Raw genomic sequence first — 16,554 nt, forward strand, 5'->3', positions numbered from 1 at the left:
GGTTAGCAATCGACTGCTTTGATAGACTGATGGTTTGGACTCAACCGCACCAATTATCACGGGTGGTCCATACTGGGTCTCTCTGGCCGCCTCGGCAATGGCGGCAATGTTTTTTTACAGGTGATAAAAATAATGCAAGCTGGAACTGCGCAGTTGGACGAGTTGCTGGAAGCGCTGGTCTTTTTGACCCGTTTCTACGGTGTCCCCAATAGCCGTGATGCCCTGGTCACCGGACTGCCGCTTCCTTCTGGCCGTTTAAGTCCTTCCCTGTTTCCTCGCGCCGCCGAGCGCGCCGGCTTATCGGCTCGTCAAGCGGTGCAGCCTCTGGCACAGCTCTCCTCGTTGTTGCTTCCCTGTGTGTTGCTGATGAAAAACGGTGGCGCCTGTATTTTGCTGGAGTGGCGCCCGGAGCTGGGTGACGCCAAAGTGCTGTTTCCCCAGGCCGGTGATGCCGAGCAGCTGGTCAGCTGCGCCCAGGTCGAAGATGAGTACAGCGGGCAGCTGTTTTTTGTCAAAAAGCAGTTTCGTTTCGATGCTCGCTCGCCCAAAGTGCTGGAGACCCGCCACGGTCACTGGTTTTGGAGCACCCTGCTCGAATCACGCGGCATCTATCGCGATGTGTTGATTGCCTCGATTCTTATCAACCTGTTTGCAGTAGCCAGCCCGCTATTCACCATGAATGTCTACGACAAGATTGTTCCCAATCTGGCCTTTGACTCACTCTGGGTGTTGGCTGTGGGCGCCATGCTGGTGTTTACCTTCGATTTTGTAATGCGCCAGCTGCGCAGCTATTTCATCGACATCGCCGGTAAAAAGTCCGACATGCTGCTGTCGTCCAAGATTTTTGCCAAGGTGATGGGGATGCGGATGGAGGCCAGACCCGCCTCGACCGGCGCGTTTGCCAAGCATCTGCAGGAATTTGAATCTATCCGCGAGTTTTTTACCTCGGCCACGGTCTCGACCCTGATCGATCTCCCGTTTGCGCTGCTGTTTTTGCTGGTGATCTGGATCTTTGCCGGTGTGATGGTGGTGGTGCCCATCGTGGCGATGATCATTTTAGCGGCCTACAGCTTCTATATTCAGGGGCCGCTCAAGCGCAGCATTGAAGAGGGATCGCGGCTTGCCTCCCAGAAGAATGCCAACCTGATTGAGAGCATTGCCGGGCTCGAAACCGTCAAGATTTTCGGTGCCGAGAGTCTGTTCCAGTATCGCTGGGAGCAGGCGGTGGCCCACATATCCACTTGGGGCGTGCAGACTCGCCGTATCACCAACACCATGTCGTCACTGGCCAGCTATATCCAGCAGGTGGTGACTGTTGCGCTGGTGATCGTAGGGGTTTATCAGATATCGGAAGGCAATGTGTCGATGGGGGGCATGATTGCCGCCGTCATGCTGGCCAGCCGCGCTATTGCGCCCATGGTGCAGTTGTCGGTGCTGTCGACCCGCTACAACCAGGCCAAGTCGGCGCTCGGCATTCTCGAGAAGATCATGCAATCGCCCGACGAACAGGAAGAGGGTAAGCAATATATCCACCACCCTGTGCTGGAAGGGCGTATCGAGTTTGAAAATGTCTCCTTCAAGTATCCCGGGATGGAAACCAGTACGCTGCACAATATTAATCTGCGTATCGCCCCCGGCGAGAAAGTGGCCATTATCGGGCGAATTGGTGCCGGTAAGACCACGCTGGAAAAACTGTTGATGGGGCTGTATCGACCGACCGACGGATCGGTGCGTCTTGATGGTTACGAGATTGACCAACTGCCGCCTTCGGTGATTCGGCGCAATATTGGTTGTGTGCCACAAGATGTCACTCTCTTTTTTGGCTCGGTGCGTGACAACATCATGCTGGGTAACCCGCTGGTGGATGATCCGCAGGTGCTGCGCGCCGCCAAACGGGCCGGGGTCACCAATTTTACCAACCAGGACCCAAACGGTCTGGACAAGCAGATCGGAGAGGGGGGCCGCCAGCTCTCCGGCGGTCAGCGCCAAGCCATCGTGTTAGCGCGCTCCCTGCTCAATGATCCCCCCATCCTGGTGATGGATGAGCCCACGTCGAACATGGATAACCGATCCGAGTCGCAAATCAAGCATGAGCTTGCTCGCTTGGGGCCGGAGACCACGCTCGTACTGATCACGCACAAGACCTCCATGCTGGATGTGGCTACGCGGCTTATTGTGATGGAGCAGGGGCAGATCGTGGCCGATGGTCCCAAGGAGCAAGTCCTGCAACAGCTGCGTGAGGGTAAGGTTCGGGTTGGAGGGGTGGCTCATGAATAAGCGCAATCAGACATTGCCGTCGTCGGAGCATCTCGACTACGTCGATGACAGCGCCGCAGCGGTGCTGCTCACCACCCCGACGCGCGCCCGTATTTTGCTCTGGTGCAGCTTTGGCTTTTTCATGGTGGCGTTACTGTGGGCTGGCTGGGCCAAGCTCGATGAAGTGACTGTGGGCCAGGGCAAGGTGATTCCCTCGATGCAACTGCAGGTGATTCAGAACCTGGAAGGGGGCATCGTCAAAGAGGTCATGGTCAAAGAGGGGCAGGTTGTCGAAAAGGGGCAGCCGCTGCTGCGCATCGATGACACCCGTTTTCGTTCTGATTTTCGTGAACGCGAGCAAGAGGTGGTGACGATTCGCGGTGATGTGGCGCGCCTTAAGGCCGAGATCGCCAGTGTCAAAGTGAATGTGGCAGATGGGGTGCCTTGGCGCGATCAGGTCAAGGTGGAATCACAGCAAATCGAGTTTCCAGACGGGTTTGAGAAGGTGTTTCCTGATGAGGCGGCCCGCGAGCATTCAGTACAAAACGAGCGACTTAACAATCTGGCCAACCAGCTGTTTATTCTGGGTCAGCAGATCCAGCAAAAAGAGCAGCAGATTGTCGAGGTGAACTCCAAGATCAAGACCATCGGCCGCAGTGTCGAGCTGGCCAGCAAGGAGCTCAATATCAGTCGCCCGCTAGCCAAAGAGGGGATTGTGCCCCAGGTCGAGCTCATCAAACTTGAGCGGCAGGTCAATGAGATGCAGGGGGAGCTGGAGTCTAACCGCTTGATGTTGCCTAAAGCCAACTCCGAGCTGCGCGAGGCGATTCTCAAGCGCAACGATGCCGCACTTAAATACCGGGCCGATGCCCAGACCGAGCTCAACCAGCAGCAGGGTAAGCTGAGCCAGCTGTCAGAAGGTCAGGTGGGGCTGCGTGACCGGGTGGATCGCACCACGGTGCAGGCGCCGGTCAAAGGTACGGTCAAAGCCATCAAGGTCAATACGGTTGGCGGCGTGGTGCAACCCGGTATGGACATGATGGAGATCGTGCCACTGGAAGATACCCTGCTGGTTGAGACCAAAATTTCTCCAAAAGATATCGCGTTTATCAGACCCGGGCTGGACGCCGTGGTTAAATTTACTGCCTATGATTTCACCATCTATGGTGGTCTGAAAGGCAAAGTGGAACAGATCAGTGCGGATTCCATTCAGGACGAGAAGGAAAATACCTTCTATCTGGTGCGGATCCGGACTGATAAAAGTTACTTGGGCGATGAGCAACACGCACTTCCCATCATCCCCGGTATGTTGGCCAGTGCTGATATCATCACTGGTAAAAAGAGTGTCCTTGAATACCTGCTGAAACCCATTTTGCGGGCCAAGCAATCGGCACTGAGGGAACGATAGTCAACCTAAGTACAATGACGACTGGAGTGACTATGAAAAAAACAATGGTTGCAGTTGTAGTGGGGAGCGCTCTACTGCTGCCTTGCCTGACCCAGGCACAAACCCTGGATCAAGCGGTGGCACAAGCGCTGACCACCCACCCGAAGATCAAGGAAGCCTTCGATCTGTATCAAGCGCGACTCCATCAGCATGATGGTGCCAAGGCCGGATACTACCCGACGGTGGATGCGGTCGTAGGGGCGGGCTATAGCGATGTGAACAACAGTACGACGCGAGCCGGCGGTACCAACGCTGACCCGACTCAGAACCCGAAGGAAGCCGGCATCAGTCTGCGTCAGATGCTGTTTGACGGGTTTGATACCAGTAACAACGTGGCACGTACTGACGCAGAAGCCAATGCTCAGCGGCTGGCCATGGTGTCAGAGGCTGAGAATACCGCGCTGCGTACCGCCGAGGTCTACATCAACGTGTTGCGGCAAAAAGAGATCCTGGAGCTCTCGAAGCGCAACTTGGAGATTCACGAGCAGATCAAGGGCGATATCACCAAGCGTACCCAGTCCGGCTTGGGCTCGACCGCAGACCAGACCCAGATCGAGGGTCGGGTGGCTCGGGCGTATGCCAATATGGCGGCAGCTGATAACAACTACCAGGACGCGGCCAGCGAATTTATCCGAGTCGTGAACGAGCAACCCAAGGATCTGGTGCAACCGACGCCAGATGCCAGCAAGTTGCCGGGATCGCTGGATAGTGCCCTCAAGGTGGCACTTGAGCACCATCCCACCCTGCTCTCTTCCCTGCAGGATGTGGAGGCAGCCAAGTACCAGTATGAAGGCTCCAAGGCCAACTTCTATCCCAAGGTTAGCCTTGAGGTAGATAAAACCTGGGATCAGGATAATGCCGGTCTCAATGGTGGTGATCAGGCGTTTACGGCCATGGTGCGGGTGCGTTACAACCTGTTCCGGGGTGGCGCCGACATGGCGCAGAATCAGGCAAGTTCAGCCCTGTATTCCCAGGCTAAAGACATTCATATGAATGCCTTCCGTCAGGTGGAAGAGGGGACTCGCCTTGCCTGGAACGCCCGCGAGTCGCTGGAGAAGCAAAAAGAGTATATCCAGCAGCACGTGGATGCGAGCTATGAGACGGTGCAGGCCTACAAGAAGCAGTTTGGTCTGGGGCAACGAACCTTGTTGGACGTGCTTAACACCGAAAACGAACTGTTCGAGGCTCGCAAGAGTTTCATTACTGCCGAATATGACGCCATGTATGCGGATTATCGCGTAATGAACGCTACCGGCAATCTGCTTGATGCAATGCAGTTCAAGCAACCGACCGAGTGGGCGGCCAAATAGTCTAAATGCAGAGCGGGGGCGCAGGTCGCCCCTTGCTCTTGTTTGAACTGAGCATCCAAGGAGCATCTGATCATTCCCGGTTCCCTGTCCCGACTTATTCGCCTGGGGCTGCTGGCCAGTTGTGTGGTCGCGTCGTGCTGGCTCATGGCCGACGGTCAGCTTAGCGCTGACGATCAGCGCATGGTCAACCGGGCCGAGCAGACCTATGGGCCGCGCGCAGCCAAACGGGTGGCGGCCTGGCGCATGCTGGCGCTGGAGGGAAAACAGGCCAATTGGGATGAGAAAGAGCGCCTGCACAAGGCGAACGATTTTTTCAATCAGCTGCAGTTTATTGATGACAGCAAACTGTGGCGCAAGAACGATTACTGGGCCACGCCGCTTGAGTTTCTCGGGGTGGCTGGCGGGGATTGCGAAGATTTCAGTATTGCCAAGTATTTCACCTTGCTGGAACTGGGTATCCCCGATGAAAAAATGAGGATGGTGTACGTCAAGGCGCTGCGCTACAACCAGTTTCACATGGTGGTGGCCTACTACGAAACCCCCTCATCGGTACCGCTGATTTTAGATAACCTGATCCCCGATATCAGGCCGGCAACCCAGCGTAGCGATCTGGTGCCGATTTTCAGTTTTAACGGTAGCCACCTTTGGCTGATGAAAGCGCGTGGGCAAGGGGAGCTGGCGGGAAATGCCTCCCGGTTGAGCCTCTGGAATGAATTGCGCCAACGCATGACAGATGGCCGGTTGGCCAAAGCAAAACTCAAGCTCGAATAAACGATTCATGGAGTGGATGCGTAATCTATGACCCTTTACCGACAACTTCTGGCCACCATGGTGTTGCTGTTCGGACTGCTGTTCGTGGCTTCCTATTGGGTCCAGTTCAGCTCGACCCGCAGCTATCTGGCCGAGCAGCAGCAGACGACGGTCACCAATACCGCGACATCGCTGGGTTTGGCGTTGACGCCATATCTGGAAACCGGTGACAAGGTTGGGGCCGAGTCGGTGATCAAGGCGGTCTTCGATGGCGGCTATTACCGTGAAGTGCGGCTTGAATTACTGGCCTCTAACTCTGTGATTTCTGAGGAGAACAGCCGCCAAATCGAGGGGGTACCGGATTGGTTTATCCATCTCGGACTGTTCCCTGACGTGGCCTATGAGACGGTGCTGACCTCCGGTTGGTTGCAACTGGGTAAGCTGCGTATTGTTGGCCACCCCGGCCAGGCTTATTTCGAACTGTGGAGTGGCATGAGCCGGCTCGCCACCTGGTTTGTGGTGGCGTTTTTGGTCACGGTGCTGCTGCTGATGAGGGCACTGCGTTACCTGCTGCTACCGCTGCAGCAGATCTGCGAGCAGGCCGTCGAGATTGAGCAGCACCATTTCAATCACTCCATTCCGCTACCCAACACCTTTGAGCTGCGCCAGGTGGTGCAGGCGATCAATACTCTGTCCGGCAAACTGGCTGTGCAGTTTAAAGAGCAGGCCCAAGAGGCAGAGCACCTGCGTGAGCGGGTATATCGCGACGCGGTATCTGGTCTTGGCAATCGCGCCTACTTTGTCGGTCAGGTGAATGCTTGGATTGCCGAAGGTGGTCAAGGCGGCGTGTTGCTGGTGGCGGTCGATCTGCTCGAAGATATCTACCGCAATGAAGGCTTTGCTGCCCGTGACAACATGGTCAAGTCGATAGCCGGTGTTTTGCGCGACCTACTGCAAGGGAAGGAGGATTCGGCGCTGGCCCGTATTTCGGCGACTGAATACGCCGTGCTCTATCCGACCGATGACAAGGATCGCCTGCGCGATCTGGCCGAGCAGATCAATGAGCGCATTGCCTCTTTGGTGGTCAACCCGATTGATGATGGCCAGGCTCTGTCGGTGGTTGGCGTGGTGATGCGTGAGCACAGTGAAGATCTCTCCGGGCTGTTGACCAAGGCCGACAATGCACTGACCCGTGCTCGCAGTGAACGCCGCGGCGCAGTGGTCATGGAGGGCGACGAGCGTGGCCATCAAATGGGACGACTAGCCTGGCGCGATCTGGTGCAGGAAGCGCTGCGCAGTGACTTGCTGCGCTTTAAAGCGCAACCTGCGTGCCGTTTTGCTGATGGTAGCGTCATCCATGCCGAGCTGTTTGCCAGTATCAGCAAGCAGGGGCATGACTATTTTGCCGGTCAGTTCATGCCGGCCATTGAACAGTTCAAGATGGGGGCCGAATTTGACCGCCATATCCTTGAAAAAGCGATGACTCTGCTGGATGCCAATCCCGAGTTGAGTCTGGCGATCAATATTATGAGTGGCAGTCTCTGTGCGCCGGAGTTTGTGCAGTGGCTTGAGTCTTCTCTGCCAACGGGCTCCAGCGTCAGGGGGCGGCTCTTCTTTGAAATTCCGGAAGTGGCGATCATGAAGCACCGTGATGAGGTGACCAAGATCATTAAGGTGATCCGTGACAATGGTTTTGCTTGGGGCGTCGATCACTATGGCCGTCACTTCCAGTCGCTCGGTTATCTTGAAACGCTGCAGCCGGCTTACGTCAAGGTTGACCACGGCTATACCAGTCAGGTGCTGGAAGAGGACACCGATACTTCCTTCCTGGCGGCAGTGTGCCGCACCGCCCACAATGCCGGAGTGATGACCATTGCCACCCGGGTTGAATACGAAGCGCAGGTCGCAGCATTGGCTGCACTGCATATCGACGGCTATCAGGGCTTTGTCAGACCCGCCACCGCGATTGAATAATCGTTTCTTTATAAAGAGCGCCTGCGGGCGCTTTTTTTATACCTGTAAGTTGCCATCAAGCCCCAAATGGTGAGAGAGACTGTTTGAGTATTATTTTTATCTGATTGATTTTTAAGGGGGTGAAAAACCTTTCGCTTATTTCGAACGATTGATTGATCGACCAGCCTTTTTTTTGCGCGGGTACTCATGGAGCTCCCTGATCTAGGGTAGGGCATAACCGTGTGCCAGACAGGGGAGAGTCAATCGTGCGTACTCAAATATTCGAGCAGGCTGTGGTGGTCAATCATATCAACGGCCAAGCGTGGATCATGAACGGCCAGGTTCGTGGGGCGCCGATCAAAGATGGCGATCTGCTTGCTCCCGGCACCGTGGTCACACTGGATGATTCGGCGCGGCTTGAGACCGAGCGGGCGCCAGCGCCGCTACCCAAAGAGGGCGCAGATAATGCGCCGGCAGAGGAGGCGTTGGCCGCTTTGGCAGGTCAGGATGCTGCTGCCATTGCGCGTGCCATCTTGGAGGGGCGTGACCCGACCCAGGGCTTTGCAGCGCCTGCAGCCGGTGCAGCCGGTGGTGGTGTCGTGGGCGGTAGCGGTAATGCCGGCTTTGTCACCGTGGATCGCACTGGTGATGCGACGCTGGCCGAGTCTGGATATGACTCGACCTATCAGGCCTCCCCTGTCGCCACTATCGGTGCTGCCGGTGAAGCTATTTTGATCAATCAATTGGCTGATGGCGATGAGGCGGTGACGGTGGTTGAAGATGGTGAGGTAAGCGGTAATTTGCTCGCCAACGCCGACAATCCGGATGGGCCGGATGATGCCTCGATTGTTAGCTACAGCTGGGGCGTAAATCTGAATGTGCCCGCAGGGGTGAGTGCCGTTCTCACCGGTATCGGTACCTTGCTGGTCAATGCCGATGGCTCTTATACCTTTACGCCGGCTGCTGATTATGACGGCGCTGTGCCGGTAGTCACCTATCTGGTGACCGATGGTGAAGATACGGTGACCTCCACCCTGCAAATTACCATTATCCCCGGCGATGATCCTGTGGTCTTAAGCGGCCTGGATGTGGCCGGTGGTGAGTTGACGGTCTCTGAGGCCAACTTGCCGGCGGGTTCTTCACCGGATGAGGCATCCCTGACCCAAAGTGGCACATTCACGTTTTCGGCCAAGGATGGGGTCGCCACGCTGAGCATTGCCGGTGTCGATCTGATTGTTGATGGGGTTGCCGTGACGCTGCCGGTGACCTTGACCACAGACCTTGGTAATACCCTGCAAGTGACGGCCGTGACCTACGATCCCCTAACCGGTAGCGGCAGCGTGACCTACAGCTATACCTTGCTGGAAAACGAAGATCATGTTCAAGCAACCGCCGATGACAGCCTGCTTGAGAGTCTTGTCGTCACGTTGGTGGATGAAGATGGTGATACCACCAGTGCCAGCCTCGATGTCACGGTATTGGATGATACCCCTTCCGTCAGCAGCAATGACGTGGTGCAGCTCGATGACGATGCGCTGGCTAATGGCAATGCTGGCGGGGTTGGTGATGATAGTGAAACCAGCACGCTAAGCGGCACGCTTAACTTTAGCACCGGTGCCGATGGCGGTACGGTGGCCTGGCAGACGGGCAGCGACGGGACATTCACCTACACGCTAGCTGATGATGGCAGCACGCTGGAGGTACGGCAGGGCGATACGCTGGTGATGACGGTGGCGCTGGATAGCAGTACGGGCGCTTATACCATTACCCAGCTGGCGGCGATAACTCACGAGACGGGGGATGATGAGAACAACGTCACCCTGAATCTGGGTTATGTGGTGACCGATGGCGACGGGGACACGGCCACCGGCACGCTCACGATTAATGTGGATGATGATACACCGGTCGCCAGTGATGACAGTGCCACCGTGGTTTCGCCCGAGGGGCAGAATGTCAATGTCGCCTTCGTGCTCGATTTTAGTGGCAGTATCAATAACAGCGAATTGAAAGGCATGCTCTATGCCGTCAAACAGGCGGCTGCTGCGCTCTATAACTCGACCACGGGTGAAGTGCGTATTGAGATTGTGATTTTCTCGGACGCGGCGATAGCTTACACCGTCAGCAGCTATGACGAGCTGACCACACTGTTGACCTCTCTACAGGACCACCGTCCGTTAAGTGGTTACACCAGTTTTAGCGACGCTGTTGAATCACTGATGGCAACGTATAGCGCCGAGGAGGGGTGGAATAATCAGGTCTTTTTTGTCAGTGACGGCAATGCCAATCTGGATACTGGTAGCAACGGTCAGGCTCTTGATGACAGCATTGCCCAGAGCTGGAGTGAGTTTGTCAGTGATGGCGACATCAATATCACCACGATCGCCGTGGGTAAGCGCAGCGAGCTCGATACCACGCATCTGCAGCAGATCGACGTAGATGGCAGCACCAGCGTGGTGTATGTGGAGAACTTCGCCGCGCTGATCCCAACATTGACCAGTCTGGTATCCGGCACGCTCGTCTCCGGCAATGTGCTGGCTAACGATGAGTTTGGCGCTGATGGATTGGGCCAGATTGTTTCCATCACGGTCGATGGGGTGACCTACACCTGGGATGGCAGTGATGCCATTACCTATGCCGGAGGAACGTACTCGGGCAGTGAAATTACCATCTCGACTCAGCAGGGTGGCACGTTCACATTTAACTTTGCCACTGGTGACTGGACTTATCAGACGGCGACCTCGGTAGAGGGTGATTTTACCGAATCCATCTCTTACTCCCTGGTCGACGGTGATGGTGACCCGACAGCGGCCACCCTGACTATTTTTGTAGAAGACAGTAGCCCGGTGGTCATCACGGCCGATGAACAGGCCTTGCAGTCAGCCGATGCCACGATTGTCGAGGGGAACCTCAGCGCCCTCATCGTGGGCGAAGATCTTAGCAGTGCCATCTTCACTTTCTCGCACGATACCTCTGCATTGGCCAGCCTGACGTCTAACGGCATCACCCTGACTTACAGTGTTAGCGATGATGGCAAAACATTGACCGCCACGGCCAATAATGAGGTGGTCTTTACTATCACGCTCGGGGTTGGCGGCGCGTTTACCTTTACCCTCTACTCGTCGCTTGACCATGGCAGTAGCAGCTCGCAACTGGTGTTCAACTTTGCCAGCCTGCTAGAGGCCACCACGGCATCCGGCAGTGAACTAACCCTGGCTGGCGCGGCCCAGGTCATTATTGTCGATGACACCCCCTCTCTGACGGTCTCTGCGGTGTCGACGACGGACCTGACATTGCAAACCAGTGACAGCAATGCAACCCAAAGCGGCGGTACGCAAGATAGCGTAAATGTGAGCTCGGCCTTTGTGGCGGCAGTGAATGCCAACTATGGCGCGGACAGTGCTGGCTCGTTAGTGGTCAGTGGGTACAGTTTGACGCTACTGGCAAGCGACAGCGGACTGACCAGCGGTGGTGAATCGATAGTGCTGACGCTGGTGGATGGGGTGGTGATTGGGACAACTGCATTAAGTGGCGTCACCGTTTTTACCATCAGTATCGATGACAGTGGTGAGCTGGTATTGACGCAATCCGCTGCTATCGATCATGACGCCGGTGAGGATGTCGCATCGTTAGCCACGTCTCTTGTCGAGCTCACCGCCACCGCCACCGTCACAGACGGTGATGGTGATGTGAGTAGTAGCAGTATCACGCTGGATCTGGGGTCCTTGATCAGCTTTACCGATGCAGGGCCGAGCCTGAGTACCAGCGAGGTGGATGACACGGCATTGGTGTTGCAAACCACGGACGGCTCTGCCCAGACATCCTCCGTCAGTTTTGCCGCTGCCTTTGCGGCCGCCGTGAGCGTGGATTATGGCGCCGATGGTGCAGGCTCGACGGTCATTAGTCACTACGCGTTGGCACTCAGTGGTGACAAGGTCGATAGCGGCCTGACCAGTCAGGGCGAGACCATCTGGTTAACCTTGGTCGATGGTGAGGTGGTTGGTACCACTGAACATGGCACTATCGTGTTTACCCTGAGTGTCGATGACTCCGGCAACGTGACGCTGAGCCAATCTGCGGCTCTCGATCAGAGTGGCGAGCTGGCCACATTGGCTGATGAACTGGTGACGCTGACGGCTACGGTGACGGCTACCGATAGTGACGGGGATGAAGTAACCAGCACACTGTCGGTGGATCTCGGCGCTAATGTGCAGTTTGCCGATGCAGAACCGACGCTGAACGCTGACCAAGCCATTGTTTCAGAAGGGCACAAGAGTAGCGTCAATCTGCTGTTGATGGTCGATGTCTCAGGCAGCATGCTTGATCGCATCAGCTATAACGGACAGAGCATGACCCGCCTGTCCGCTACTCGCTTGGCGCTGACCACCCTGCTTCAGGAATATCAGGACAATAGTCAGGATGTCCGGGTGCGTCTGGTGCAATTTAGTGGCGATGGTAATCCATCCACTGACGATGCGACGGCGCTGGGTAATGGCTGGCTGACGGTAGCTCAGGCGCTGACCTATATCAGCACCTTGGGCCAAGATACCAAATCAAGCGATCAGACCAACTACGACGCGGCGCTGGCCAAGGCGGAAGAGGCATTTGCCACGGGCGGTGCGCTAACCGGCGGGCAAAACGTCGCTTATTTCTTCTCTGATGGTGTGCCGAATCTGGGCGGCGGCATCTCCTCAACCGAGCAGCAATCCTGGCAGCAGTTTCTCAATCAGAACGACATCCTCTCTTATGCCGTCGGCATCGGCAGCAATGCCACATTGAGTAAGCTCGAACCGATCGCTTGGGATGGACAATTGGGTAAGGACATTGGCGCGGTTTCCGTGGTCAATGAGTCGCAGCTTGAGCCTGTTCTTAAAGACACGGTCGTGGTCTCGACGGTATCGGGGAATGTGTTGACCAACGACCAGGCCGGCGCGGATGGGTGGGCTAACCCGGCGTTGGTATCTGTCACCTACAACGAGCGGATCTATACCTTTGATGCAACCCATACCTCTTATCAGATTGCTGTTGAAGGGGGCACGCTGACCATCAGTCATACCGGTAGTTACTCCTTTACCACCGATGGGACAGACATTAACGCACCGCTGGATATTGCGTTGATCTATACCGCAGCGGACAGCGATGGCGATGAGAAAAGCGCCACGTTACATATTACGGTCACTGATCAGAGCGACGTTGTCGCCTATGACAATGCTGATGTGGCTGTGGTCAGACAGGTTGAGCAGACCATCACCCATACCACCGTGCTGGCCGACTTTGAACACGCCCACTCGGCAGGATCTTGGGAATTTGATACGTCGTGGTGGGATAGCAATGTGGTCTCTATCGATAGCCATCCGACCGCGGATCAATGGGGCGTGCAGGGGGACGTTGAGCAACACCAACATGCACTGGTGATGACCGATAGCTGGTTTGCAGGGGAGACAGAGTTGTTAACTCCTGAGTTTGTGGTGAGTGGCAGTGGCCAGCTCTCTTTTGATGTTGATGTCGGCTGGTTGGATACCAAAAGTGCGCTGCAATGGGAAATCCTCGACAGTAAATCCCAGGCAGTGCAAAGCGGCCAGGTTAATCAGGACGGCACCATTACCTCGGCGCTGCTGACATCAGGCCGCTACCGGGTGCAGTTTACGCTGACGGATCGCACTTTCGATCTCGCTGCAGCCCGTGTCAGCATTGATAACTTGCAGCTTCTCACCATGTCGACGGTGCTGGTGACCGAGACCGTGGCGGCCAGTGGCAATGTGCTCACCGATGGCAACCAGAATGTTCACAGTAGTGATAGCTGGGGGGCGGTGGATGATCCGGGCAGCGAAGGGGCGACCCTGCAGATCTGGTCCGGCAGTCACTACACCACGGTGACCGACGGTACTCAGGTTATCGGGAATTACGGCACACTGATCGTCGATGAAGACGGTAGCTATCAATACACGCCCAATACAGATCTGACCTCAGTTGGCCAGCAAGAGGTCTTTACCTATCGACTGGTGCAGGCTGATGGTGACAGTGATGATGCCACATTGACGATTGATATCGGTGGCGGTCAGGGCAGTGCCAGCCAAAGCAGTACCAATCTGTCTACCCAAGGCGAGACCTTGGTCGGCACCCCCCACGATGATGTGCTCACTGGCCATGAGGGTGACGATCTGCTGCAAGGCTTGGCAGGCGATGATCACCTCGATGGCGGGGCGGGTAATGACCGACTGGAAGGCGGGGCCGGTAACGATATCCTTATCGGGGGGGATGGGGATGATGTGCTGATCGGTGGTGCGGGTAATGATGAGCTTTATGGCGGTACTGGCAATGATCAACTCCAAGGTGGAAGCGGCAACGATCTGCTACAAGGTGGCGCAGGTAACGACATCCTCAAGGGCGGCACCGGCGCGGACACGTTGCAAGGCGGTGCCGGGGATGATCAGCTTAAGGGCGGCGAGGGCAGTGACACCTTTGTCTGGAAAAGCAGTGATGGCGGTGGCAAGGATGTGGTTAGCGACTTCACGGTTGGTCAGGGAGGCGACATACTCGATATCAGTGATCTGGTAAGCGGCTCGTCAACCGGTGGCAGTTTGGATAAACTTCTAACCTTTAGTTTTGATTCCGCCGCCAATCAGACCACGATGACGGTGACCTCCGACAATCAGACCACCACGCAGAGCATCGTGCTAAGTGGTGTGGATCTCACAGAGGGCGGCACGCTCGAGACAGCGCAGATTGTTAACAGCCTGCTCGAGCTCGGCAATCTTAAAGTTGATCCTTAATGACACATCACCCTGCCTCGTGCGGGCAGGGTAGAGAGGCGAACAGGTAAGGCCATGACCACATTGGGTTGGATTGATATTGATGGGGTGCGCTATGCGTGGGACGGTGATGACCGAATCGACTGCTATGGTCAGTTTGGTTATCACACCGCGCTTGGCGGCCATCAGTTGACGCAACTCGAGATTGAAAATCCCGAAGGTGATGTGGCCGGCGTGCTGGAGGTCGATTTTGCCTCCGGTGCGGTGCACTTCACCCCGACCCCTGGTGTCGATAGTCATGGCATCACCCTGTTGCTGGGTAGCGAGTTTGGCCAAAGTGAAGTGGAGCTGGCCAGCTTGTCTAGCGAAGGGTGGGACGATTTACTTGGGGTGGATGAGGGCTTGCCCGACTGGACGCCGACGCGGGTTGAGACTGCCCACGCTGGCGCCGGACAGGTTCTGACGTGGGAATCGTTCGGCCTGCAAGAGAGCGCTGGACTATTAAACGAGGGGCATGACGGGCAAGGACAGAGCACGCTGGCGCTCAGCGATCTGCTGGTCATGGAGCATGCGCCCATTCAACTCGACCTGCCGCCTATTGTACCCGACGTGTAAAGAGGGTGTTTCAGGGTATAATCCTTGTGGTTTCTTTCACGAGGTTAATGTCATGCACAAGTCCCTGCTTCCTCTCATGTTTCTCACGGTGTCCCTCCCTACTTTGGCCATCGAGGTGCCTCAGGCACCCCACGTCATTGTCAGCGGCATGGCCGAGCAGAAAGTAGAGCCTGACATGGCGACCCTGACTGTGTCGGTGAGCGAGTTGCAAAAAGATGGCCTCAAAGCCAAGCAGCAGGTGGATGCCAAGGTGGCCGGATTTTTCGGCAAGCTGGAATCCCTCGGTATTGCTCGCAGCGATGTAGAGGCGGGGAATTTGGTGGTGTCGCCAGAATATGAGTATGCGCCGGAGAAAAAACCGCAACTGCTGGGCTATCGCGCCCAGCGCCAGCTCTCTATCAAGCTGGGCCAGCTCGACAAGCTGAGCTCGCTGATGGATGCGGCCCTGGCGGCCGGCCTCGAGTCGGTAACTCAGGTGGAATACGGTCTTAAAGATGCCAAGAGTGTGCGGGAGAAAGTGCGTCTGGCCGCAGCAGCGGATGCCCGTGACAAGGCGGCACTGCTGGCGCAGGGCTTTGGCGTGAAGCTGGGTAAGGTTTACTCGATTGAGTATCGCACTGATGCGCCCACGCCGGTTTACAGCCGCTCCCTGAAGGCGATGGCGGCTCCGCCGGCTGCCGAGAGTGCCGACACCAGCTATCAGCAGCAAGGCATAACCATCAGCGACAGCGTGGATGCGGTGTTTGTGCTGGAATAAGTGCTTGCTTTGAATGAAAAAAGCCGCGAATGTTCGCGGCTTTTTCGTCTTCACCAGATAGCGCTTAAGCCTTGAGGCTGGCCGCCTCGCGGGCCAGGGCGCGTACGCCATCCCAATCACCGGCAGCCACTTTGTCGGCTGGCAGCATCCAGGAGCCACCGACACAGAGGATGTTCGGCAGGGCCAGCCATTGCAGGGCGTTGCTGACGTTGATGCCGCCGGTGGGGCAGAACTTCACGTCGGCAAACGGGCCGCTGAAGGCCTTGGCCAGACCCGGGCCACCAATCTCCATGGCCGGGAACAGCTTGAGGCGATCAAAGCCCCATTCGGTGGCCTGCATGATCTCCGATGCACTGGCTACGCCTGGCAGCAGCGGCAGGCTGCTGCCGCGAGCGGCTTGCGCCAGCTCAGGCGTGAGGCCCGGGCTCACGGCAAAGCGGGCGCCCGCTTTTTGCGCCGCATCCAGCTGCGCGGCGGTGCGCACCGTACCGGCACCGACCACGGCATCCGGCACTTCACGGGCGATCAGCGCCATGGCATCCAGTGCCACCGGGGTACGCAGGGTGATTTCGAGTGCCTTGAGTCCGCCTTCGACCAGAGCGCGGGCCATCGGGACGGCATCTTCCAGTCGATCGATACGGATCACCGGAATCACCGGCGCCAGGCGCATTACGTCTTCACATTTCATAGCGGTTCCTTAACGAGCAGTGCTTAAAC

At 56.6% G+C, this 16,554-nt stretch carries 9 protein-coding genes; 8 read left to right on the forward strand and 1 reads right to left on the reverse strand.

The features are described 5' to 3' along the window. Positions 1-132 precede the first annotated feature (132 nt). The 8 genes from BW958_RS01765 (at position 133) to BW958_RS01800 (ending at position 15,837) form a co-directional block, all read left to right on the forward strand. Complete coding sequence (locus tag BW958_RS01765) at positions 133-2,277, forward strand: type I secretion system permease/ATPase (protein ID WP_076573702.1); 2,145 nt, start codon at positions 133-135, stop codon at positions 2,275-2,277. Continuing rightward, positions 2,270-3,664, forward strand: coding sequence for an HlyD family type I secretion periplasmic adaptor subunit (locus BW958_RS01770; RefSeq protein WP_076573704.1), 1,395 nt, complete (start codon positions 2,270-2,272; stop codon positions 3,662-3,664). The genes BW958_RS01765 and BW958_RS01770 overlap by 8 nt, the downstream gene beginning before the upstream one ends. Before the next feature lie 32 nt (positions 3,665-3,696). After that, the gene (locus tag BW958_RS01775) at positions 3,697-5,013 is read left to right on the forward strand and encodes a TolC family outer membrane protein (protein WP_076573706.1); all 1,317 of its coding nucleotides are present in this window, start codon (positions 3,697-3,699) and stop codon (positions 5,011-5,013) included. A gap of 144 nt (positions 5,014-5,157) precedes the next feature. After that, positions 5,158-5,784 carry a transglutaminase-like cysteine peptidase gene (locus BW958_RS01780; protein ID WP_083687213.1) on the forward strand — a complete coding sequence of 209 codons (627 nt, stop codon included), beginning with the start codon at positions 5,158-5,160 and terminating at the stop codon, positions 5,782-5,784. A gap of 27 nt (positions 5,785-5,811) precedes the next feature. Next, positions 5,812-7,737 carry an EAL domain-containing protein gene (locus tag BW958_RS01785; RefSeq protein WP_076573710.1) on the forward strand — a complete coding sequence of 642 codons (1,926 nt, stop codon included), beginning with the start codon at positions 5,812-5,814 and terminating at the stop codon, positions 7,735-7,737. 245 nt (positions 7,738-7,982) lie between these two features. Then, positions 7,983-14,486, forward strand: coding sequence for a retention module-containing protein (locus BW958_RS01790; protein WP_076573712.1), 6,504 nt, complete (start codon positions 7,983-7,985; stop codon positions 14,484-14,486). A gap of 54 nt (positions 14,487-14,540) precedes the next feature. After that, the gene (locus BW958_RS01795; protein WP_076573714.1) at positions 14,541-15,080 is read left to right on the forward strand and encodes a hypothetical protein; all 540 of its coding nucleotides are present in this window, start codon (positions 14,541-14,543) and stop codon (positions 15,078-15,080) included. Positions 15,081-15,132: 52 nt separating this feature from the next. Next, positions 15,133-15,837, forward strand: a complete 705-nt coding sequence (locus BW958_RS01800; RefSeq protein ID WP_076573716.1) for an SIMPL domain-containing protein — start codon at positions 15,133-15,135, stop codon at positions 15,835-15,837. 64 nt (positions 15,838-15,901) lie between these two features. On the opposite strand, the gene BW958_RS01805 is transcribed toward BW958_RS01800, so the two are convergent. After that, complete coding sequence (locus BW958_RS01805; protein WP_076573718.1) at positions 15,902-16,525, reverse strand: bifunctional 4-hydroxy-2-oxoglutarate aldolase/2-dehydro-3-deoxy-phosphogluconate aldolase; 624 nt, start codon at positions 16,523-16,525, stop codon at positions 15,902-15,904. Positions 16,526-16,554 lie beyond the last annotated feature (29 nt).

Origin of the sequence: Aeromonas sp. RU39B, assembly GCF_900156095.1 — a bacterium.
Classification (GTDB): Bacteria; Pseudomonadota; Gammaproteobacteria; order Enterobacterales; family Aeromonadaceae; genus Aeromonas.